The following is a 20,032-nucleotide window of genomic DNA, read 5'->3' as shown; positions in this document are numbered from 1 at the left end:
CTCATAAACAGCTGATTTCGTTCAAAATTTTTTTGGCCGCGCCACATCGAAATGCAGTGCAATCAAGCGCTTGTATGCAGGTCCATAACAGCCTCTAGCGCAAAATCCGCCTGCCGCCGCAGGCCAGCCAGTTCAGCGCTTACTGGCCCGGCCCTGGCCGCCGGCTACGCCGTGTCCCGCGGCCCTTTATCCGCGCCGATGACGTGCGCAGCGCCCCCGACCTGACAGTGGCCGCCCTCAGGCCACCGTGCCGAGCGGATGGTACTGGCGGCTCCACCACATCAGCGCCGGGCCGTTGCTGCCGACGCGCACGGCCTGGATGTGGGCGAAGAACACGCTGTGCGTCCCCTTCTCCACCACCTCGTCCACCACGCAGTCGAAGGACACGGCGGCATCGGCCAGCACCGGGGCGCCGGTATCCAGCAGGTCCCACTGGCCGGTCATGAAGCGCTCGGCCACCGTGCACTTGGTGGCGCCGGCGAAGATGTTGGACAGGCCCTGCTGCCCGGCCGACAGCACGTTCACGCACAGCACGCCATTGGTCTTGATAACGGCGTTCTGCTCGCTGCTGCGGTTGATGCAGACCAGCAGGGTCGGCGGATCGTCCGATACGCTGCACACGGCGCTGGCCGTCAGCCCGGCGCGGCCGGCGGGGCCGTCGCTGGTGATCACGTTCACGGCGGCGCCCAAGCGGGCCATCGCGTCGCGGAATTGCTGCTGGGTGACGGGCATGGGTCGGCCTCACGGAAATCCGGTCTCATCACATAGTCGGTGCCCGGGCCGTTGCAAACCGTCCAACCCGGCTGGCACACGGCGCCCGGGGCCTTATCTTCCCCTGACACCCTGTCAGGAGGACCCGGCATGCCCGAGATCACGATTTCCGCCAGCGATGGCAGCGGCAGCTTCAGCGCCTACGTCGCCACCCCCAAGGGCGTGCCCGCGGGCGTGGTGGTGATGATCCAGGAGATTTTCGGCGTGAACCACGCCATGCGCGCGCTGTCCGACTGGGTGGCGGATATGGGCTTCATCGCCATCTCGCCCGACCTGTTCTGGCGCCTGGAGCCGGGCGTGCAGCTGACCGACGGCAGCAAGGAGGAATGGGACCAGGCCTTCGCGCTGATGAATGCCTTCGACCAGGCCAAGGGCATCGAGGACCTGAAGGCCACGGTCGAGGTGGCGCGTACCCTGCCCGGCAGCAACGGCAAGGTGGGCACGATGGGCTTCTGCCTGGGCGGCCGCCTGGCCTTCATGATGGCCACGCAATCGGACGCCGACGTTAACATCTCCTACTACGGCGTCGGGCTGGACGGGCTGCTGGACGGGGCCGGCGCCATCAAGGCACCGCTGCTGGTGCATATCGCCGAGCGCGACCGCTTCGTGCCGGCCGAGGCGCGGGAGAAGATCGTCGCCGGGCTGGCGGGCAAGCCGGACGTGGCTGTGCATGTCTACCCGGGCGTGGACCACGCCTTTGCCCGCATGGGCGGCCATTCCTGGGACGGAAGGGCGGCGACCATCGCCAATGGCCGCACGGCTGAATTGCTGGCGCGCGTGCTGGGCTGAACCTGGCGCATGGTGCGTGCACAGTCGTCCACGCACCATGCTCTGCCTCGCCGTTCGATCGCTCGATTCAAGCTTCCCGGTGATAAGGATCGGCATTCGGGCTTGGACAGGAAAGGCCGGGGAAGGAATTCCCCGGACCCCTTCTTTCTTCTGTAAGTATTTCGGGTGTGGGCGATGCGGCGTTGGCCTTTCCAGGCCAAGAACAGAGTCACACCGGAGGCTGATGGTTGAGCTGAGGTGGCCTGTGATCTGTCTCACGGGCGCAGCTACCGGTCATCAAGACCTACGCCAACTGACAGAAAAAGGTGGTGTAAACGTATACGTTTAAGCAGCGGGATTCTTTCCCCTGACCTTCCCTCCCGCCCTCAGCCGAATGTCGATCGGCCCCAAGCGCCAGGGGGGGACCGGAGCTCCCCAATTCGCCAGAGGGAAGATGTCCCTTCCCGGCGCCTCAGCCGCCGCCGAGGCGGGCGTCGATCCAGTCCCGGCGTGTCAGGCGGTAGAGCATGTGGGGCCGCTTCGGGTGGCCCTCCGGCAGCCGGGGGTGTTCGAAGCCGCCATCGCGCTTCATGCCCAGCCGCTCCATCAGCCCCCAGGAGCGTAGATTGTCCGCCACGGTGAAGGCGACGATCTCCGGCAGTTCCAGCGGGCCGAAGCCGTGTGCCAGGGTGATGCGGGCCGCTTCCTCCGCATAGCCCTGGCGCTGATGCGCCGTAGCCAAGCGCCAGCCGATCTCGACCGCGGGGGTGAAGCGCTCCTCCCACGGCACGCGCGCCAGGCCGCACAGGCCGATGGCGCCGGGTTCCGCATGCCGCTCGATGGCCCAGAAGCTGAAGCCGTGCTCGGCCTGGTGCGCGTTGATGCGGTCCATGAAGCCGTCCGATCCGGCACGGTCCAGCGGGCTGGCGAAGTAGCGCATCACCTCGGCATCCGCGTTCATGGCGGCGAAGGCGGCGCGGTCTTCCTCCCGCCACGGGCGCAGGCGGATGCGGGGGCCTTGCAGGGTCAGGGGCTCGTGCGACATGCGGCGCATGTTACCGCGCCGGCCGCCAGGGGCCAGCCCCCCCTCTCGCGCCCGTGGCGGATCGGGCTATGCTGGGCGGCAGGAGGACAATGACCCATGAATGACAGCCCGCTTCCATCCGGCACCGTGGACGCCCCCGAAGGCAAGGGCCTGGCGCGTTCCCCCGGGGCGCTGGCGGGGCTGAAGGTCATCGACCTCACCCGCGTGCTGGGTGGCCCCTACTGCACCATGATCCTTTCCGACCACGGGGCTGAGGTCATCAAGATCGAGCCGCCGCAGGGCGACGAGGTGCGCGAATGGGGCCCACCGTTCCTGGATGGTGCCGCCAGCTACTTCATCGGCGTGAACCGCAACAAGCAATCCATCGCGCTCGACCTCTCCAAGCCCGCTGGCCGCGACGTGCTTCTGCGTCTGCTGGAAGATGCCGACGTGCTGGTGGAAAACTACAAGCCGGGCGCCATGGAAAAGTGGGGCATGGGGTATGAGGAGGTGCTGAAGCACCGCTTCCCCACCCTGGTGCATTGCCGGGTTTCCGGCTTCGGGGCGGATGGGCCGCGCGGCGGCCTGCCGGGCTACGATGCCATCATCCAGGCGATGGTCGGGCTGATGTCCATCAACGGCACGCCGGAAAGCGGGCCGACGCGCATGGCGACGCCGATCGTCGACCTGGCCACCGGGCTGTATTCGGCCATCGGCATCCTGATGGCCTTGCAGGAGCGCGCACGCTCCGGCCAGGGGCAGTATGTGGACATGACGCTGCATGATTGCGGCATGGCGCTGTTGCACCCGCAGGCGGCCAACTTCCTGTTGAACGGCAAGCGGCCGAAGGCGACGGGCAATCCGCACCCGAATATCTCGCCCTATTCCAAGTTCCGCACCGCGACCTGCGAGATCTTCGTCGCCTGCGGCAACGACCCCGCCTTCCGTAAGTTCTGCGCCTTCCTGGAACTGCCGGACCTGCCGAGCGACCCGCGCTTCCTGACCAATGGGGACCGGGTGGTGAACCGCGATGCGCTGACCGCCATTCTGGAAGCCAAGCTGAAGGACGAGGACGGCCACCCCTTCTGCGACCGCCTGCTGGCCATCGGCCTGCCGGCCGGCCCCGTGCTGCATGTGGACGAGGCCCTGGCCCAGCCGCACACCGCGCACCGCGAGATGGTGACGGAGCTGGGCGACTTCCGTGCGCTGGGCACGCCCATCAAGCTCTCCCGCACCCCGGGCGGCACACGGGCGGCGCCGCCGCGCTTCAACCAGCATGGCGACGACGTCCTCACCCGCCACGGCTTCTCGGCCGAGGAGATCGAGGCGCTGAAGCAGAGCGGGACGGTGGTGGAGCAGCGCCGGTAGCGCCCGGCTTGGGGGAAGAAGGCCGGGGAAGGAATTCTCCGGCCTTCCCGCCACGTACCCTCGCCCAAGTGCCCGCCACCCGCTTGGGGCTGGCGCATCAGGCAGCGCGAACCAGCCCGAGGAAGCGGTCTACCTTGGCGCGCAGGCTGTTGGCGTGGTCGTTCAGTTCCTGGGAAGCCGTGCGCACCTGTTGTGCCGCCTGCCCGCTGCTATCCGCCGCGTGGCGAGCCGCCGCCGTATCCCGTGACACCACCGAGGCCGCTTCCGCCGTGCCGGCGATGTTGCGGGCGATTTCCTGCGTGGCCGCGCCTTGCTGTTCCACCGCGGCCGCGATGGCCGAGGCCGTCTGGTCGATTTCCGCCACCACCAGGCCGATGCCACGGATGGCCTCCACCGCCTGGCCGGTGGCGCCCTGGATGGCGGCGACCTGCTGGCCGATTTCCTCGGTCGCCTTGGCGGTCTGGCTGGCCAGGTTCTTGACCTCGCTGGCCACCACGGCGAAGCCCTTGCCGGCCTCGCCGGCGCGGGCGGCCTCGATGGTGGCGTTCAGCGCCAGCAGGTTGGTCTGCCCGGCGATGTCGGCGATCAGCCGCACCACGTCGCCGATTTTGCTGGCCGTATCGGCCAGTTCGCGCACCGTGCGGTCGGTCCGCTCCGTCTCCTCCACCGCGCGGCGCGACACTTCGGCGGAGCGGCCGACCTGCCGGTTGATCTCGCCGATCGAGGCCGCCAGTTCCTCCGTCGCCGCCGCGGCTGTCTGCGCGTTGCCGGAGGCACCTTCGGAGACGCTAACCAGATTGCCGGTCAGCCGCGCGCCCTCCACCGCCGCGTCGTTCATCTCGGTGGCGGTACCGCTCAGCCGCTCGGCGGAGCGGCGGACGCTGTCCAGCACCTGCCGCGTATCGCTGCCGAAGCCATCGACCAGCGCATCCAGGCGGCGGGCACGCTCCTTCTGCACCTGGTCCAGCGCCGCCTGCTCGGCGGCCAGGCGCTCGCCCTCCCCCACCTTGGCGCGGAACACCTCCAGGGCACGGGCCATGGTGCCGATCTCGTCCTTGCGGTGCTGGTCCGCCACCGCCACGTCCAGCTCGCCCTGCGTCATGCGATCCATCACCTTGGCCAGGCGCAGCACGGGCTGGCTGATGGTCGAGACCAGGGACAGGCCGGTGGCGATGGCCAGCGCGCTGCCCAGCGCCAGCAGGACGCCGATCAACCAAGCCGCCTGCCGGTAGACGTCAGAGGACTGGGCGACAGCGGCATCCGCGTCACTGATGATGTAGCGCCGCAGGGATTCCAGCGACGCCTGCAGCCGGGCAAAGCTGCGGCCGGCATCGGCATCGAAGCTGGCCAGGGCCTCCGCCGCACGGCCGGCGCCAGCGAGGCGCAGCTGGCTGCCGGCGAGTTCGGCATAGCCCTGCCATGCGGCCGCGACCTCGGCGAACAGAGCCTGCTCCCGCGCGCTGTCGATCAACGGGCGGTAGGTGTCCAGTGCGCCTTCCATCCTGCCGCGCAGGACCTCGGTTTCCAGTGCGCCGGGGCTGGCGGGCTGGGGGCGCAGGATTCGGGCCAGTAGGTCGGTTCGGTAGCGCTGGGACAGGTCTGTCAGCTCGGCGGTCAGCCCGGCACCGCGCAGAGCGTTGCCGCTCAGGGTCTCCGCCACGCTTTGCACCCCACCCAGCCGCTGCAGCGCGAAGCCGCCCAGGCCGAGGAAGCTGACGAGCAGGATGGCGAGAGAGGCAGCGATGCGCATGCGCAGAGTCATGGAACGGCGATTCCCGGGCGTTAAAGCCCGCGGACCATGCCACCACGAGGCTAAGACTTCGTTGCCAGCCGCGGAAGAATCGCCAGGCCGGGCTGGCTGGGAGGACGGCACAAAGGTCAGGCTTTCTTCACACCGCGCCGCCCAAGACTGCCCTCCGCGACGACAAAAGGGGCGTGGCAGTGGCGAGTGTGCAAGCCAGCGGAACGGTGCCGGCGACCATCCTGGAGAACAACCAGCCGGGCGACTGGTCGGCCACCCTGGTGCTCTCGGGCGCCACCGGGGCGCTGGACGTGGCATTGACCGGCACCTTCGCCGCGCTGTTCACCGCCACGCTGGACAAGCGCAGCGGCGTCGTCACCATCGTGCCGGCGTTGAGCCTGGACCGGGAGGCGTTCTCCTCCACCACCGCGCCGGTCTTCACCTTCGGCCTGTCGGTGAAGCTGCCTGGCGGGTGGCAGGATGTCGGGCAGACCTGGTCGGTCAGCCTGCAGGGGGTGGACGATGCGCCGCCCCGCACGCTGGCCTTCACTTCGGGTGGCACGGTGCTGGAGACCGATATCGGTGCCGAGATCGGCATGATCCAGGCCACCGACCCGGATACCAGCACAGTCTCGCTGACCTACAGCGTGATCTGGCCGGATTCGGCGTGGTTTGAGCTGGTGGGGCGGACGCTGAAGCTGCGGGACGGCGTGGACCTGCTGCGGGAAGGCGGCACGACGCGTGAGGTGCTGATCGAGGTCTCGGACGGCAAGCAGAGCGCGGCCTTCGCCCTGGCGGTCAAGGTGCTGAACGTGACCAGCGAGGACGACCTGCCGGCGCCGCCACCGGTGTTGGTACCGCCGGTTGTATCGCCGCCTGTGGTCTCGCCACCGGTCATTTCACCGCCAGTGGTGTCGCCACCGATCGTGTCCCCTCCCGTTGTCTCGCCACCCATCGTGTCTCCACCGGTCGTGTCACCGCCTGTGGTCTCACCTCCGGTCATTTCACCGCCAGTGGTCTCGCCACCAGTCGTATCCCCTCCCGTTGTCTCGCCGCCCATTGTGTCCCCACCGGTCGTGTCCCCGCCTGTGGTCTCGCCACCGGTCGTCTCACCACCGGTGGTGTCGCCACCAGTCGTATCCCCTCCCGTTGTCTCGCCACCCATTGTGTCCCCACCGGTCGTGTCCCCGCCTGTGGTCTCGCCGCCGGTCGTTTCACCGCCAGTGGCGTCGCCGCCTGTCGTCTCCCCTCCCGTTGTCTCGCCACCCATTGTGTCCCCACCGGTCGTGTCCCCGCCTGTGGTGTCACCGCCGGTCATATCCCCCCCGATTGTCTCGCCGCCGGTTGTCGTGCCACCGATCGTGTCGCCCCCGGTCGTGTCGCCGCCTGTGGTGTCACCGCCTGTGGTGTCACCGCCCGTGGTATCTCCGCCGCCGCCGGAACCGGTCGCTGTCCCGTTGCTGTTGGGTGAAACCAAGCATGGCTTCACGCAGGTCTCGGCCGATGTCGTTCAGTCGGTGCATTTCGTCTGGAATGCCGAGAGCATCGCCACCGATGCCAAGAACATGACCAAGGTCCAGTTCCCGGGTGGCGAGACTGTCTGGATCCCGCCCGTGGCGCGCATCGAATTCCAGAACGGCCACATCGATTTTTCCGGCCAGTCTCAGACGGCAGAGGTGGTCCGCGTCTACGGTACGATTCTGGGCCGAGAGCCGGAGGCCAAAGGTCTGACCTACTGGGTCGAGCACATGCAGAAGGGCATGACCGTGGCCGAGGTGTCTGAGAGCTTCTTCGACAGCCCGGAATTCATCGCTCGCTTTGGCGGACTCAGCCACCAGGCACTGGTGATCAGCCTGTATCGGGAGGCGCTGGGGCGGGAGCCGGAGGCCGGCGGGCTGGCCTACCATCTCGCCCGCCTCGATGCCGGGCAGGACCGCGGCCAGATCATCGCCAACTTCGTACAAAGCCCCGAGGCCGCGCGTAATTTCGAGGCGAAGCACCCGGCCGGGGTCTGGGTCGCCGACAGCTACGCCACCATGGTGGGCATGGCCTACGACGCCGTCTTCGACCGCCCGCCCGACCGTGACGGCCTGGCCTTCTGGACGTCCAAGCTGGCCAGTGGCCAGTTGGGGACCCGGGACCTCATCCAATCCATCGCCGGCAGTGCCGAGTTCCAGGCCCGCCACGCGCAGGAGAGCGACGACCAGTATGTCGCCTCCATCTACCGCAGCGCGCTGGAGCGGGAGCCGGAGCCGGCGGGCGTGGCCTACTGGGTGCAGCACTTGGCATCCCACGCCCTGGACCGGATCGACGTGGTGATGATGATCGGCCTCTCCCCGGAGCAGCAGGAGAGCTTCGCCCGGCATCCGGTGGGCGATGCCTTCCTGGGATGACCCGGCGGCATCGTACATTGAATTACTTGCGACTTATTCTCATTTTCGGCAGCCTGGGGGAACCTTCCACCAGGGAGCACCCCTGCCATGGCAACTCACGGCCTTCCCACCTGGCCCTGGACCGATGCCGAGATTGAAAGCCTGCCACCACCCGAGGCGCTGTTGCTGGAGGCGATGCGCCGCTGGTCCTGCGCCGCACGGCGCGGCACGCTGCCCATGCCGGCCACCCAACCACCCCTGATCGCCGAGGATGTAGGCGACACCGCCTACCTGCTGGACGGCGTGCTGCGCGCGCGCGGCGAACACCGATTCGCCATCGCCTGCCCCCTGCACGCCCGGCTGACGGGTGAGGAACCGGCGCTGCTGCTGGCCTTCTCGCTCGCCCAGCGCGGCCCGCGGCGGGAAGCCCTCGCCGCCTTCCTGCGCCTGATGCCGCCGGGCCCCGCCTATGCCGCCATGAGCTACGCCATCTCGATCGGCATTTCCTTCCGGCGGGCGGGGCTGATCCTGTCCAATCCCCTGCGCTGAAGATGGAGAAGGCTGGGGGAGGAATTCCCCAGGCCCCTTCTTTCTATCTGCGAGTTTGAGATGCCTTGAAGGGACCGTTGCTCAAGGCCTTGGAAACAACTTCGGGAGAACGAAGGCTCAGCCTTCGTCACCGACACATCGTCCAGGCTTCGCCTGATTGAACCCACGCAGACCCGAAAAAAGAAGGGCCTGGGGAATTCCTTCCCCCAGCCTTCCTGTTCCCAGCATCGCATGAAAAAGGGGGCCGAAGCCCCCTTTCTGTTCTCAACCGCGCGGCAGGATCTGCGCCGGTCCGGGTTGCCAGGAGACTTCACCAGGCGTGCCGCAGCCGTCGCACACCGGCACCCAGCGTGCATGCACCTTGCCGCAATGGCCACAGCGCCAGCGGGGCTCGGACGGGGCGGCGGTGGCGGCGCGCAGCCACTTGGCCTCGGCAGCGCGGCCGATGGCGCTGTCGCCGTGCTCTTCCTGCTCCAGTTCCACGAGCAGCAGGTAGGCGCGGGCGTCGGCGGTGCCGTCGGCCACCAGGGCTTCCAGCTCCTGCCTAGCGCGGCCGGTCAGGGAGGCGGCCAGGGCGGTACGGGCCAGCAGCAGGCGGCTTTCCGGGTGGGTACGGGTTGCCTGCACCAAGTGCTCGGCCTGCTTCACGCGGGTCAGCGGGTCGGCCTCGTCACCCAGATAGGCGGCGGCGATGTCGGGATGCGGCGCGGCGGTCCAGCCCTGCTCCAGCACGCCACGCGCCTTACGGTCGGCGCCGGCGGCCTTCAGCCGGGCGGCGTGGGCGATGACGGCAGGGGCGAAGCTGTGGTCGGCCTGGAAGGCCTGGCGTTCCAGGTCGGCGGCATTGGCCGGGTCGGCATCCTGCTGCGCGGCGGCCAGGGCCAACGGCGCGCGGGGGGATTGCGGCGCGGCCAGGGCCAGGGCTTCCCGCCAGTCCTGCGTCTTCAGGGCCAGGATGGCGCGTTCCTCGCGCACCCAGGCGGCGCCGGGCTGGGCGGCCTCGGCCTCCCGCGCCAGCTTCTGCGCAGCGGGCCAGTCCTGCTTCTGGATGGCCTGCCGCAACAGGCCGCGCAGGCCGAGGAAGCGGGCGTCATCACGCTCAGCCAGCGCACGGAAGGCTTCGGCGGCGCCTTCCTCGCTGCCGGAGAGGCGCTCGGCCTCGGCGGAAAGCAGCAGGATCTGCGGCTTGTCGCCCAGCAGCTTGCGAGCGCGGCGCACTTCCAGCCGGGCGGTGTCGGCGGTACCGGCGGCCAGGGCCACCAGGGCACGCGTCAGCGCCGCCTCGCCCTTCTCCCGGTCCCGTGCTTCGCGCCTGGCGCGGGCACGGGCCGGCCAGTTGCGGAACCAGCGCCAGATCGCCATCAGCGTGGTCAGCACCAGGAACAGCACCGCCAGGGCCACCAGCAGCACCGGCAAGTCCAGCCCGATGAAGGTATCGCCGACGCGCACCTCCACCGTGCCGCCCAGGCGCATCAGGCCCCAGGCGACGCCAACCGTAACGACGCAGAGCAGCAGCAGCCAGAGGGCGCGGCGCATCAGCCCTGCCCTCGCGGCGCGGCCATCAACTCGCCCAGGGCGTTGCGGGCCTCCAGCAGGCCCTTGGCCTGGGCCAGCCAGCCGGCCATCGGCGCACGGACGGCCTCGGGCAGTGCCTCGACCTTCTGCACGGCGGCGGCGACGTCGCCGGCATTCAGCGCCTGGCGGGCGCCTTCCAGCTCCCCGCTGACAGCATCGCCCCACACCACGGATTCACCGCGGCGGATGGTGACGAGGTTGGACAAGCGCGTCGCTGCGGCCTCCAGCACGCCCTGGCCCTCGGTCGCGGGCTCGGCCGCCGCACGGGCGGCGCGGGCGGCGTCCTCGAAGGACAGGCGCAGCGCGGCCATGGTCGGCGGCGCGGTGTCGCTGTAGCGGGTCAGGGCGGCGGGCGGAGTGCCGGGCAGCCCGGCCAGGGCGGCGCCCAGCGGCTTGCCGGCTTCCAGCGCCGTGGTCAGCGCGGTGGAGGCCACCAGCCGGTTCAGCCGCTGCTCGGCGGCGACGATGCGGGCCTCCCGCTGCTCCAGCGTGGCGAAGCGGGCGTTGATCTGCTGCTGCTGCGTCTCGGCCTGCTGGCGGGCCGCCTGCTCGGCTGCGGCCAGGCGCTGCTGCAAGGTGGTTTCCAGCGAGGCCAGCTTCGGCGCCAGCGCGGCCTCGGCGGCGGCGACGCGCTGCGCCAGTTGCGCCTCGGCCCCGGTGATCCGTTGGGAGAACGCGTTCTCCGTCTCGGCGATCTGCGCCTCGGTCCGGCGCTGCTGGTCGGCCAGGGTGCCTTCCTGGCGGTCCAGACGGCTGCGCAGGGTGTTCAGCGCCTCCAGCGAGATCGGCTCACGCTCGCGCAGCGCCGTTTCCAGCGCGCCGAGGCGCTGGTTGGCCTGCTGCAACGCGGCGCCCTGGCCCTCGACGCGGCCGATGCGGTCCGGCAGCGGCGCGAGCGCGGCGATGCGGGTTTCCAGCGCGTCCACACGCGCCGGGTCGATAGCGGGGCCGGGGCGGTTGGCGACGATCATCCACGCGACCAGCAGGACCACCACGCCACCGCCGGCGGCGATGGGCAGGATCCAGCGGTCACGATCGCGGCGCGGTGCGGCGGCAGGCGGCGGGCTTGGCGGGGTGGGCCCGGGCGGCCGGGGGCCGGAGGGGCCATGGCCGCCCGGCGGCACGGCGGGCGTGCCGGGCCGGGAATCGGATGGCTTCGCGGGCGATGCGGCCGGGGCAGCACCGGTCGGGCTAGCAGAAGCCGTGGCACCGGCCGCCTGGCTGGCCTGGGAAGCGGCCGTGCTACCAGCCGGCGTGGCCGTGGTGCCCGCCGCCGAACCGGCGGACGCCGATGCGGGGCTGGAGGACGGGGTGCTGGCCGGCGTGGTGACGGCCGGGACGGTGCCGGCGGAGGTACTGGACGTGGCGCCAACAGGGGTCGCGGGGACGGACGGCGCCGTCCCGGACGTGGCCGTACCGGTGGCGCCGGGCGTGGCGGTGCTGGAGGTCGAGGTGCCGACCGTACCGCTACCAGACAGACCAGAGACGGGCGCAGCGGTGTTGGACGCGGGGTTGCCAGGCGTGGCGCTGCCGGACGTGGTGCTCCCCGCGGCGGCCGGGCTGGTTGCCGGTGTGCCGACAGTAGAGGCGGCGCTGGGACCAGGCGCAGCACCCGGTGCCATGGGCGCATCGGTCCGCGCCGGCGTCTCCGTCACATCGGTGGCCGGCGTGGCGCCTTGTAACGCACGCGGGGGCGGCACGGGAATGCCGCTGCGGCCCTTGTTGCGCCGGAGGTCCTGGCCGCCCTTGCCGGAGGTGGAGCCGGGGCTTCCTTTTGGCGTGTCGCTCATCTCTGTCCTGCCCCTTGCTCTGTGGCCATCGCGGCCGTGTGCGGCGCCTGGCCCAGCAGGGCCAGTAGCGCCATCGGTTCGGGCGCCGGGGTAGCATGGATCGCCCCCCAAGGCAGGCCCGCCAGTGCCTTCGCTATACGCCCTGACAGCGCGAACGCGGCCACAGGCGCCACGGTTTCGGCCAATCCCGCTTGCCGTAGCAATGTCACGCTCACGCTGGCCGAGCGTGGCGAATAGAACAGCGCCGCGCGGACCTCCCCAGCCCGCAGCGCTTCCACGGCAGCCGGCGGCAGCGAATCGGCCGGGCGGGCGGCGTAGACGACGCGGCGGCGTACCACGAAACCATGCTCCCGCAGACGGGCGGCGAGTTCCAGACTGTAACCCCGCCCCACCGCCAGCAGCAGCGGCCCCGCCCCCGGGTCCAGCACCGCCACGGCTTGCGCCACCAGGGACACCGCGTCCCCCTCGGCCGCCATGATACGGGTAAAGCCGGCGGCGCGGGCTTCCTCCGCCGTGCCCTGGCCGACGGCCAGCACGCGGGTGGCGCGTGGCAGGCCCGGCAAGGCGCGGGCGGCGGCGCGGCTGGGCAACAACACGGCCTGGACGGGTTGCGCCAGGTCGGCGGGCGGCGGCAGCGGCGCCAGCACCAGTGCCGGGGCCAGGACCGGCCGCCAGCCCATGGCGGCGACGGCGGCGGCGGTCTCGGCCGCGCCAGGCTCCGGCCGGGTGATCAGGACGGCGGGCGGAAGCGCCATGGCCTCAGTGCCCGATCCATTCGCAAGCCTTCATGGACCGTCCTTCCGGTAAGTATGCCAGCGTGTGCCTCACGCCTGTGGCGATCCTGTCCTTGGCGGCCAATCGTGACCTTGGCGTATATGGGTGCTGGCCTGGCTGCGTGCCAGAAGTGGCGTCAGGCGTCGCTGGCCGGCACGAGCTAACTGATGAAAATATCGGCCGGGCTGTCGGCGCGCAGGCTGTCGCCCAGTTCCAGGCCGATCCGCTCTGCATCCGTCGCGGCACCGTGCAGGCTGCGCTTCAGCAGGAAGCTGCCATCCGGGCGGGCCACCAGGCCGGTCAGGTGCAGCTCGCCATTCGGCAGCAGCCGCGCATGGCCGCCGATCGGCGTGCGGCAGGAGCCGTCCAGCGCCGCCAGCAAGGCCCGCTCGGCACGGGAGACGGCGCGGGCCTCCCGGTCCTCGATGCCGGAAAGCAATTCGTGCAATTCCAGGTCGGCGGCGCGGACGGTAACGCCGACGATGCCCTGGCCGGCGGCCGGCACCATCGCCTCGGCATCCAGGATGACGGAGGCGCGGTCGGCCATCTCCAGCCGCTTCAGCCCGGCCAGCGCCAGCAGCGTGGCATCGGCATCCCCCGCCGCCAGCTTGGCGAGGCGGGAGCCGACATTGCCGCGGATCATCCCCACCCGCAGGTCCGGCCGCGCGTGCAGCAGCTGCGCCTGCCGCCGCAGGCTGGCCGTGCCCACCAGCGCGCCGGAGGCGAGGCCGGAGAATGGGTCCGCCGGGTCCACCGCGCCGCAATTGGGGCCGAGGATCAGCGCATCCCGCGCATCCTCCCGCTTCAGCGTGCAGGCGAGCACGATGCCGGGCGGCAGCTCGGTCTCCAGGTCCTTCAGGCTGTGCACGGCGAAGTCGATCCGCCCGTCCAGCAGTGCTTCGTGGATTTCCTTGGCGAACAGGCCCTTGCCGCCGATATCCGCCAGCCGCCGGTCCTGGATCTGGTCGCCGGAGGTGGCGATGACATGTTCCTCGAACGCATTGACATTCCGCAGCACGGGGCAGAAGCGCGTCACCAGATCCAGGAAGGTGCGCGTCTGCCACAAAGCCAGCGGCGAGCCGCGCGTACCGACGCGGAGCGGCAGCGGGCGGCGGGCATGCGGCTTGGTGGCGGTGCCGGAACCGGGCTTCGCCGCCATGCCGGCGGCCAGGGGCACGCCCCCGCCAGCCGCATGCGCATTCCCGGCATGCGGCGCCCCGGGATGGGCCGTCGCGGCCCCAGCCCGCATATCGGCGGGGGCGGCGCCGGCTTGCGGATATGCGAAGGCGCCCGCGGTGGCAGACCGCGAAGCGGGGTGGGCAAGGGACATGGCGCGCGTCATAGAACCGTCGCAACCGTTGGGGAAGGCAGAATAGGGATGCAGGCTGTGCCGATCAGCGGGCCGGTTTTGGGTTTGGAAGCCAGTTGCGATGAAACCGCCGCCGCCATCCTGGCGCCGGACGGCACCGTGCTGGCCGAGGCCGTCCGCAGCCAGCTGGCCGAGCACACCCCGTTTGGCGGCGTGGTGCCGGAGATCGCGGCGCGGGCGCATCTGGCGCATCTGCCGGCGCTGACGCGCCAGGTGCTGCAGCAGGCGGGGCTGCGGCCGGAGCAATTGGGTGGCATCGCCGCCACCTCCGGCCCCGGGCTGATCGGCGGGCTGATCGTCGGTGCCACCTTCGGCAAGGGCATGGCCATCGCGCATGGCCTGCCCTTCGTCGCGGTGAACCACCTTGAAGGCCATGCGCTGACGGCGCGGCTGCCGGGGCTGATGGAAGGCGGCGTGGCCTTCCCGTACCTGCTGCTGCTGCTTTCCGGCGGGCATTGCCAGTGCGTGGCGGTGGAGGGGCTGGGCCGCTACCGCCGCCTGGGCTCGACGCTGGATGACGCGGTGGGCGAGGCCTTCGACAAATCCGCCAAGCTGATGGGGCTGCCCTGGCCCGGCGGGCCCGCGCTGGAGAAGCTGGCCGAGACCGGCAACCCGAAGACCTTCCCCCTGCCCCGGCCTATGCTGGGGCGGCCGGGCTGCGACTTCTCCTTCAGCGGGCTCAAGACCGCCGTGGCGCAGAGCATCCCCAAGCTGAAGACGGAGCAGGACCGCGCGGACCTGGCCGCATCCTTCCAGTCCGTTGTCGCCGCCGTGCTGGCGGACCGGGCGAAAAACGCCATCGCCATGATGGAGGGCCCCACCGCCATCGTCGTGGCCGGCGGCGTCGCCGCCAACAAGGCGGTGCGGGCCTCGCTGGCGCTGGTGGCGGAGAAGCACGCGCTGCCGCTGGTGGCGCCGCCGATCCGGCTGTGCACGGACAATGCCGTGATGATCGCCTGGGCGGGGATCGAGCGTTTGCGCGCCGGCCTCTCCGACCCCCTGGACCACGCCCCCCGGCCCCGCTGGCCGCTCGCGGAGCTGACTGCATGAATTACCGCCACGCCTTCCACGCCGGCAACTTCGCCGATTGCGTCAAGCACGCCCTGCTGCTGCGCCTGCTGCGCCGCCTGGAGGTGAAGGAAGCCCCCTTCCGCGTGCTGGACACCCATGCCGGCATCGGCGCCTACGACCTGACCGCCAGCGAGGCCGAGCGCACCGGCGAGTGGGAACGCGGCGTCGGCCGGTTGATGGACATCCAGGAGGGGCCGCTGGTCGAGTGGCTCTCCCTGCTGCGCCGTGCCGGGTTCCCGCCGGCCTATCCCGGCAGCCCGATGCTTGCCCGCATGGTGCTGCGGCCGAACGACCGGCTGGTGCTGTGCGAGCTGCATGAGCAGGACCACGCCACGCTGCGCACCCTGTTCCGCGGCGACCCGCAAGTGGCCGTGCACAAGCGCGACGGGTGGGAGGCGCTGACCGCCCTGACCCCCTTCCTGGAAAAGCGCGGCCTGATCCTGATCGACCCGCCCTTCGAGCAGGAAGGCGAGTTCGAGCGGATGGCGGAGGGCATGGCCGCCGTCGCCCACCGCTTCCGCGCCGCCGTGCAGGCGGCGTGGTACCCCATCAAGCACCGCACCCCCGTGCGCGCCTTCCATACCGCGCTGGCCGAGAGCGGCGTGCGCGACATCATCGCCTGCGAGTTCTGGCTGCGCGAGCCGACCAACCCGCAGCGGCTGAATGGCTGCGGCGTCGCGGTGGTGAACCCGCCCTGGAAGTTCGAGGAAGAGGCGCGGGACATCCTCGCCGCGCTGATGGAGCATCTGGGCGATGGCGAGCCCGGCCAGGGCTTCGCCGTGACCCGGCTGGCCGACGAATGAAGGTCGCCATCATCGGCGCCGGCGCCTGGGGCACGGCGCTCGCCCTGCAGGCCGCCCGCGCGGGGGACGAGGCGGTGCTGTGGGCGCGGGATGCCGGCCGCGCCGCCGCGATGCACGCGGTGCGGGAGAATGCCGCCCACCTGCCCGGCCAGGCCTTCCCGCCCAATCTGCGCGTCACCGCCGATGCCGGGGCGGCGCTGGAGGGTGCGGCGCTGGCGCTGATGGTGGTGCCGTCTCAGCACATGGCGGGCGTGCTGGCCGGGCTGCCGGCGCTGCCGCCGACGCTGATCGCCGCCAAGGGGGTCGAGCTGGGGACGCTGCGGCTGCCGCTGGAGATCTTCGCCGAGATGCGGCCGGGCATTCCCGTCGGCGTGCTCTCCGGCCCCAATTTCGCGCGGGAAGTGGCGGCCGGGCTGCCCGCCGCCGCCGTGGTGGCCAGCACGGACGAGGCCTTCCGGGAGGATGCGGCGCACCGGCTCTCCACCGCGACCTTCAGGCTCTATGGGCAGGATGACCCGGTGGGTGTCGAGGTCGGCGGCGCGGCCAAGAACGTCATCGCCATTGCCGCCGGGGCTGTCATCGGCGCCGGGCTAGGCGAGAATGCCCGCGCGGCGCTGGTGACGCGCGGCCTGGCCGAGATCGCCCGGCTGGCCGTGGCGCTGGGTGGGCGGGCGGATACCGTGGCGGGGCTGTCCGGCCTGGGGGACCTGCTGCTGACCTGCACCGGCGCGGGCAGCCGCAATTTCTCCCTCGGCCTGGCGCTGGGGCAGCGGCGCAAGCTGGCGGACATCCTGGCCGAGCGGACCAGCGTGACCGAGGGCGTGGCCACCGCCCCCGCCATGCTGGCGCGCGCGGCGCGGGCCGGGGTGGAGATGCCCATCACCGCCGCCGTCAGCGCCGTGCTGGCCGGCGAGGTGGATCTGGCCGGTGCGATGGATAGCCTGCTGGCCCGCCCGCGCCGGCACGAAGGGGTGGATTGAGGCGGCTGCCCGATGATCGGGCGCCGCCTCGGCGAAGCGTAAACGCCGCCGACAGCCACTGTTTTTGCGCCGTATTCAGCCCCGCTCTCTCCAGGCTATAAAGCCGTAACCTGACCGCAACGGCATGGACCGTGGCGGCGTGGAGGCGAGACACCGGAGGCTGGATGGATGCTTCGCTGAAGCGGTACCGGGACACCGTGGTGAACGGCCTGTTCATCGCCGGCCTGATCGCCGCCATGCTGATGTGGGGGCTGGAGACCTATGGCGGGGTGATCACGCCGGTGGACCGGGTGGCCTATCCGGCCATGGTCGCCGTCTATACCGCCGTGCCGGTGCTGTTCCGCTTCCTGCCGCGCCATCGGCCGGTGATCGAGCTGGTGGCCTATGCCGCCGTCGCCGGCTACTTCGCCGTGCATCTCACCGCCATCGTGCTCGGTGGCTCGGACCGGTCCATCTACGCCACCGCGTCCATCCTGCAGTGGCTGCCGTTCCTGTATGTCGTCGCCTTCGTGGTGTTCCGGCGCAGCGTGGCGCGGATCGCCGCCGCCTGCGTCTTCGCCGTCTCGGTCATCCCGCCTATTCTCTCCATGCTGTGGCTGGGCACCGGGCTGGGGACGGAAACGGGGCTGCTGCTGCTGAACGCCTATGCCGCCAATTTCGTGCTGCTGGCGACGCTGACGCTGATCACCGCGCTGTATGAAGGCTATGAGCGGGTGTCCCGCCAGGCGCGCCACATGACGAGCATCGCGCAGACGGACATGCTGACCGGCATCGCCAACCGGCGCGGGCTGGAGCACCTGCTGCGCGGCGTCGGCGCCGAGGGCGGCCGCAGCGTCGGGCTGATCCTGCTGGATTTCGACCACTTCAAAAGCGTCAACGACCGCTTCGGCCACCTGATCGGCGACGAACTGCTGGTGATGCTGGCGCGGCGGATGAAGCTGTGCCTGCTGCCGCATGAGCGCGCCGGCCGCTGGGGCGGCGAGGAATTCCTCGTCGTCGTGCTGGACGGCAACGTGGCCAGCACGCTGGAGACCGCCGAGCGGCTGCGCCAGGCGGTGGAGGCGGAGAGCCACCCGGTGGCCGGGCAGGTCACCATCAGCCTGGGTGTGGCGCTATGGGATGGCGGCGGCGGCATGAACGCCGCGCTCGCCCAGGCGGATGCCGCGCTCTACGCCGCCAAGGCGCAGGGGCGGAACCGGGTGGTGATACAGCAGCCGACGCGCCTGGCCGCCTGAGAGGCGGCGGATCGGCGGGCTGGGTTGCCGCCGGAAGGCTTGCCAGGGCGCCTTGCGATGACGGACGCAGCAGGCTGTCGCCCAGCCTCGGGCAGAGGCGCGGCCCCTGCCCTGCCGTGCTCGCCTGGAGCGCGATGCGTTCCCATTCGTTCGCACAGCATGTTCGATGCCTTTGGCGATGTTACCTCACGCCGTCATGCCCTAGTCCGCCGGGCGCAGGCTGCGGGCCAGGGTGTATTCATCCCGGCGCGGTTCGTAGTGCAGCCCTCGCCGGCTGGCCCAGCTATTGCCTAGCAGGAACAGCGGGATCAGCCCGACATCGTCGATCGCCACCTGCGTGGCTTCTTGCAGGATCTTCTCCCGCGCCGTGTCGTCCAATGTCACCACCGCGCGCTCGGTCAGCGCATCCAGCGCCGGATTGCTGTAGCGGCTGAAATTGGCCGAGCCACGGCCCTGCGAGAAGGTGGAGAGCACGTTGCGCAGCAGGTAGGACGCCTCCCCCGTGGTGCTGCCCCAGCCGCCCAGGCGGATGCCGTAGGCCTGCTGCTGACCGCGCGTCAGGTAGACGGACCAGGGCACCGCCTCCACCTGCGTCCGCACGCCGATGCGCGTCCACATCTGCGCCACGGCCTGGGAGACGCGGGCATCGTTGGGGTAACGGTCGTTCGGCGTGCTGAGGGTGACGCGCAGCCCGTCCGGGAAGCCGGCCTCGGCCAGCAGCCGGCGGGCGGCATCGAGGTCCGCGGCCGGGACCGGGATGGCGGGGTTGTAGGAATAGGTGCCGGGCGGCAGCCATTGCCCGGTGGGGTTGGCGGTGCCTTCCATCACGCGCTCGGCCAGCGCCTGCCGGTCGATGGCCAGGGTCAGGGCCCGGCGTACCCGCTGGTCCTGGAACGGGTTGCGGGACAAGGGCTTGCCGTCGGCGGCCGCCACGCCCGGCGGAGCTTCCTGGCGGGAGAAGTCAGTCTGCAGGTAGATCAGCCGCACGCCTTCGGATTGCGTGACGCTGAGGCGCTGGTCCCGCTTCAGGCGCTGCAGGTCGGCGCTGGGCACCTGGTCGATCAGGTCGACATCGCCGGCCAGCAGGGCGGCGGTGCGGGCGCCGTCATTGCCGATGAAGCGGTAGTTCACCCGTGTCCAGGGCTCGGCGCCGCCCCAATACTGTTCGTTCCGTACCAGCTCGGCCCGGTCGCCGGACTGGAAGGCGGCGTAGCGGTAGGGGCCGGTGCCAATGGCGGCGCGCAGGTTGTTCCAGTCCTCCGGCGCGGCGCCCTGGGCGGCGTGGCGGGCGATGATGGCTACGTTGGCCAGGTCGTTCGGCAGTAGCGGGTAGGGCTGGCGGGTTTCCAGCCGCAGGGTCAGCGCATCCACCACCTCGGTCTTCGCCACCGGGCGGATGGCGCTGACGAAGCCGCCGGCGGCGCTCGGCAGCCGCTCGAAGGTAAACAGCACGTCGTCGGCGGTGAAGTCCCGCCCGTCATGCCACTTGACGCCCGGGCGCAGCCGGAATTCCCAGACGGTGTCCGAGACGGCCTTCCATTCGGCTGCCAGGCCCGGCCGCAGCGCGCCGCTGGCATCCTGCAGCACCAGCCGGTCGAACACATGCAGGCCAAGGGCGTTGTAGGAAGCGGTGTTGGTGATGTGCGGGTCCACCGACGCCACCGGGGACGCCCCGGCGATGGTGACGGTCGTGCGCTGCGCGGCCACCGGTAGGGCGGCCGCAAGGCCCAGCAGGGCGCCCAGCGGCGCCGCCAGCAACAGACGATGAGAGATCACGGAAGGCTCCGTTCAGGCAGGGAATACGGGAGGGCGGGTTGGCCGTTCGGGCTGGACCATCCCGCG

At 70.7% G+C, this 20,032-nt stretch carries 16 protein-coding genes; 8 read left to right on the top strand and 8 right to left on the bottom strand.

Features of this window, described 5'->3' with window-relative positions:
- Window positions 1-237: 237 nt before the first annotated feature.
- On the bottom strand, window positions 238-732 hold the full coding sequence (locus IBL26_RS03850) for a flavin reductase (protein ID WP_187783133.1): 495 nt from the start codon (window positions 730-732) through the stop codon (window positions 238-240).
- Between the two features lie 129 nt (window positions 733-861).
- On the opposite strand from IBL26_RS03850, the gene IBL26_RS03845 reads away from it, so the two are divergent.
- Complete coding sequence (locus IBL26_RS03845; RefSeq protein WP_187783132.1) at window positions 862-1,560, top strand: dienelactone hydrolase family protein; 699 nt, start codon at window positions 862-864, stop codon at window positions 1,558-1,560.
- Between the two features lie 451 nt (window positions 1,561-2,011).
- Here the strand turns inward: IBL26_RS03845 and IBL26_RS03840 are convergent, their stop codons facing one another.
- The gene (locus tag IBL26_RS03840) at window positions 2,012-2,584 is read right to left on the bottom strand and encodes a GNAT family N-acetyltransferase (protein WP_187783131.1); all 573 of its coding nucleotides are present in this window, start codon (window positions 2,582-2,584) and stop codon (window positions 2,012-2,014) included.
- Window positions 2,585-2,680: 96 nt separating this feature from the next.
- Here IBL26_RS03840 and IBL26_RS03835 point away from each other — a divergent pair, with 96 nt between their 5' ends.
- Window positions 2,681-3,931, top strand: coding sequence for a CaiB/BaiF CoA transferase family protein (locus tag IBL26_RS03835; RefSeq protein WP_206684133.1), 1,251 nt, complete (start codon window positions 2,681-2,683; stop codon window positions 3,929-3,931).
- A 97-nt stretch (window positions 3,932-4,028) separates the two neighbouring features.
- On the opposite strand, the gene IBL26_RS03830 is transcribed toward IBL26_RS03835, so the two are convergent.
- Window positions 4,029-5,693, bottom strand: a complete 1,665-nt coding sequence (locus tag IBL26_RS03830) for a methyl-accepting chemotaxis protein (protein ID WP_187783130.1) — start codon at window positions 5,691-5,693, stop codon at window positions 4,029-4,031.
- Between the two features lie 179 nt (window positions 5,694-5,872).
- Here IBL26_RS03830 and IBL26_RS26055 point away from each other — a divergent pair, with 179 nt between their 5' ends.
- Together IBL26_RS26055 and IBL26_RS03820 are read left to right on the top strand one after the other, a co-directional pair.
- Entirely contained in the window at window positions 5,873-8,065 is a 2,193-nt protein-coding gene (locus IBL26_RS26055) for a DUF4214 domain-containing protein (protein ID WP_187783129.1), read from the top strand.
- An 87-nt stretch (window positions 8,066-8,152) separates the two neighbouring features.
- Window positions 8,153-8,593: a hypothetical protein gene (locus IBL26_RS03820; RefSeq protein WP_187783128.1), complete on the top strand. Its 441-nt coding sequence runs from the start codon at window positions 8,153-8,155 to the stop codon at window positions 8,591-8,593.
- Between the two features lie 264 nt (window positions 8,594-8,857).
- Here the strand turns inward: IBL26_RS03820 and IBL26_RS03815 are convergent, their stop codons facing one another.
- The 4 genes from IBL26_RS03815 to hemC form a co-directional block, all read right to left on the bottom strand.
- A complete protein-coding gene (locus tag IBL26_RS03815; protein ID WP_187783127.1) occupies window positions 8,858-10,129 on the bottom strand; it encodes a heme biosynthesis HemY N-terminal domain-containing protein in 1,272 nt (423 codons plus the stop codon).
- Window positions 10,129-11,958 (bottom strand): hypothetical protein, encoded by a 1,830-nt coding sequence (locus tag IBL26_RS03810; RefSeq protein WP_187783126.1) that lies wholly within the window; start codon window positions 11,956-11,958, stop codon window positions 10,129-10,131. Before IBL26_RS03810 ends, IBL26_RS03815 begins: the two co-directional genes overlap by 1 nt.
- Window positions 11,955-12,713, bottom strand: coding sequence for a uroporphyrinogen-III synthase (locus IBL26_RS03805; protein WP_187783125.1), 759 nt, complete (start codon window positions 12,711-12,713; stop codon window positions 11,955-11,957). Before IBL26_RS03805 ends, IBL26_RS03810 begins: the two co-directional genes overlap by 4 nt.
- 179 nt (window positions 12,714-12,892) lie before the next feature.
- A complete protein-coding gene (gene hemC, locus IBL26_RS03800) occupies window positions 12,893-13,891 on the bottom strand; it encodes a hydroxymethylbilane synthase (protein WP_187783243.1) in 999 nt (332 codons plus the stop codon).
- Between the two features lie 219 nt (window positions 13,892-14,110).
- Between hemC and tsaD the strand changes: the two genes are divergently transcribed.
- The 4 genes from tsaD (at window position 14,111) to IBL26_RS03780 (ending at window position 18,190) form a co-directional block, all read left to right on the top strand.
- Window positions 14,111-15,151: a tRNA (adenosine(37)-N6)-threonylcarbamoyltransferase complex transferase subunit TsaD gene (tsaD, locus tag IBL26_RS03795; protein WP_187783124.1), complete on the top strand. Its 1,041-nt coding sequence runs from the start codon at window positions 14,111-14,113 to the stop codon at window positions 15,149-15,151.
- Window positions 15,148-15,975 carry a 23S rRNA (adenine(2030)-N(6))-methyltransferase RlmJ gene (locus tag IBL26_RS03790; RefSeq protein ID WP_187783123.1) on the top strand — a complete coding sequence of 276 codons (828 nt, stop codon included), beginning with the start codon at window positions 15,148-15,150 and terminating at the stop codon, window positions 15,973-15,975. The genes tsaD and IBL26_RS03790 overlap by 4 nt, the downstream gene beginning before the upstream one ends.
- Window positions 15,972-16,955 carry an NAD(P)H-dependent glycerol-3-phosphate dehydrogenase gene (locus IBL26_RS03785; protein ID WP_187783122.1) on the top strand — a complete coding sequence of 328 codons (984 nt, stop codon included), beginning with the start codon at window positions 15,972-15,974 and terminating at the stop codon, window positions 16,953-16,955. Before IBL26_RS03790 ends, IBL26_RS03785 begins: the two co-directional genes overlap by 4 nt.
- A 164-nt stretch (window positions 16,956-17,119) precedes the next feature.
- Complete coding sequence (locus IBL26_RS03780; protein WP_187783121.1) at window positions 17,120-18,190, top strand: GGDEF domain-containing protein; 1,071 nt, start codon at window positions 17,120-17,122, stop codon at window positions 18,188-18,190.
- Between the two features lie 201 nt (window positions 18,191-18,391).
- Here the strand turns inward: IBL26_RS03780 and IBL26_RS03775 are convergent, their stop codons facing one another.
- Window positions 18,392-19,966, bottom strand: coding sequence for an ABC transporter substrate-binding protein (locus IBL26_RS03775; protein ID WP_187783120.1), 1,575 nt, complete (start codon window positions 19,964-19,966; stop codon window positions 18,392-18,394).
- Between the last annotated feature and the right edge of the window lie 66 nt (window positions 19,967-20,032).

Origin of the sequence: Teichococcus aerophilus (assembly GCF_014490485.1) — a bacterium.
GTDB lineage: Bacteria > Pseudomonadota > Alphaproteobacteria > Acetobacterales > Acetobacteraceae > Pseudoroseomonas > Pseudoroseomonas aerophila.
The sequence above is the reverse complement of the archived record's forward strand: the minus strand, read 5'-3'. Positions and strand labels throughout refer to the sequence as shown.

Coding starts and splice junctions, on each gene's coding strand:
- IBL26_RS03845 (WP_187783132.1), top strand. CDS start 862: ATGCCCGAGATCACGATTTCCGCCAGCGATGGCAGCGGCAGCTTCAGC.
- IBL26_RS03840 (WP_187783131.1), bottom strand. CDS start 2,584: ATGTCGCACGAGCCCCTGACCCTGCAAGGCCCCCGCATCCGCCTGCGC.
- IBL26_RS03790 (WP_187783123.1), top strand. CDS start 15,148: ATGAATTACCGCCACGCCTTCCACGCCGGCAACTTCGCCGATTGCGTC.
- IBL26_RS03830 (WP_187783130.1), bottom strand. CDS start 5,693: ATGACTCTGCGCATGCGCATCGCTGCCTCTCTCGCCATCCTGCTCGTC.
- IBL26_RS03785 (WP_187783122.1), top strand. CDS start 15,972: ATGAAGGTCGCCATCATCGGCGCCGGCGCCTGGGGCACGGCGCTCGCC.
- hemC (WP_187783243.1), bottom strand. CDS start 13,891: ATGGCGGCGAAGCCCGGTTCCGGCACCGCCACCAAGCCGCATGCCCGC.
- IBL26_RS03805 (WP_187783125.1), bottom strand. CDS start 12,713: ATGGCGCTTCCGCCCGCCGTCCTGATCACCCGGCCGGAGCCTGGCGCG.
- IBL26_RS03850 (WP_187783133.1), bottom strand. CDS start 732: ATGCCCGTCACCCAGCAGCAATTCCGCGACGCGATGGCCCGCTTGGGC.
- IBL26_RS03810 (WP_187783126.1), bottom strand. CDS start 11,958: ATGAGCGACACGCCAAAAGGAAGCCCCGGCTCCACCTCCGGCAAGGGC.
- IBL26_RS03815 (WP_187783127.1), bottom strand. CDS start 10,129: ATGCGCCGCGCCCTCTGGCTGCTGCTGCTCTGCGTCGTTACGGTTGGC.
- IBL26_RS03835 (WP_206684133.1), top strand. CDS start 2,681: ATGAATGACAGCCCGCTTCCATCCGGCACCGTGGACGCCCCCGAAGGC.
- IBL26_RS03780 (WP_187783121.1), top strand. CDS start 17,120: ATGGATGCTTCGCTGAAGCGGTACCGGGACACCGTGGTGAACGGCCTG.
- IBL26_RS03820 (WP_187783128.1), top strand. CDS start 8,153: ATGGCAACTCACGGCCTTCCCACCTGGCCCTGGACCGATGCCGAGATT.
- tsaD (WP_187783124.1), top strand. CDS start 14,111: ATGCAGGCTGTGCCGATCAGCGGGCCGGTTTTGGGTTTGGAAGCCAGT.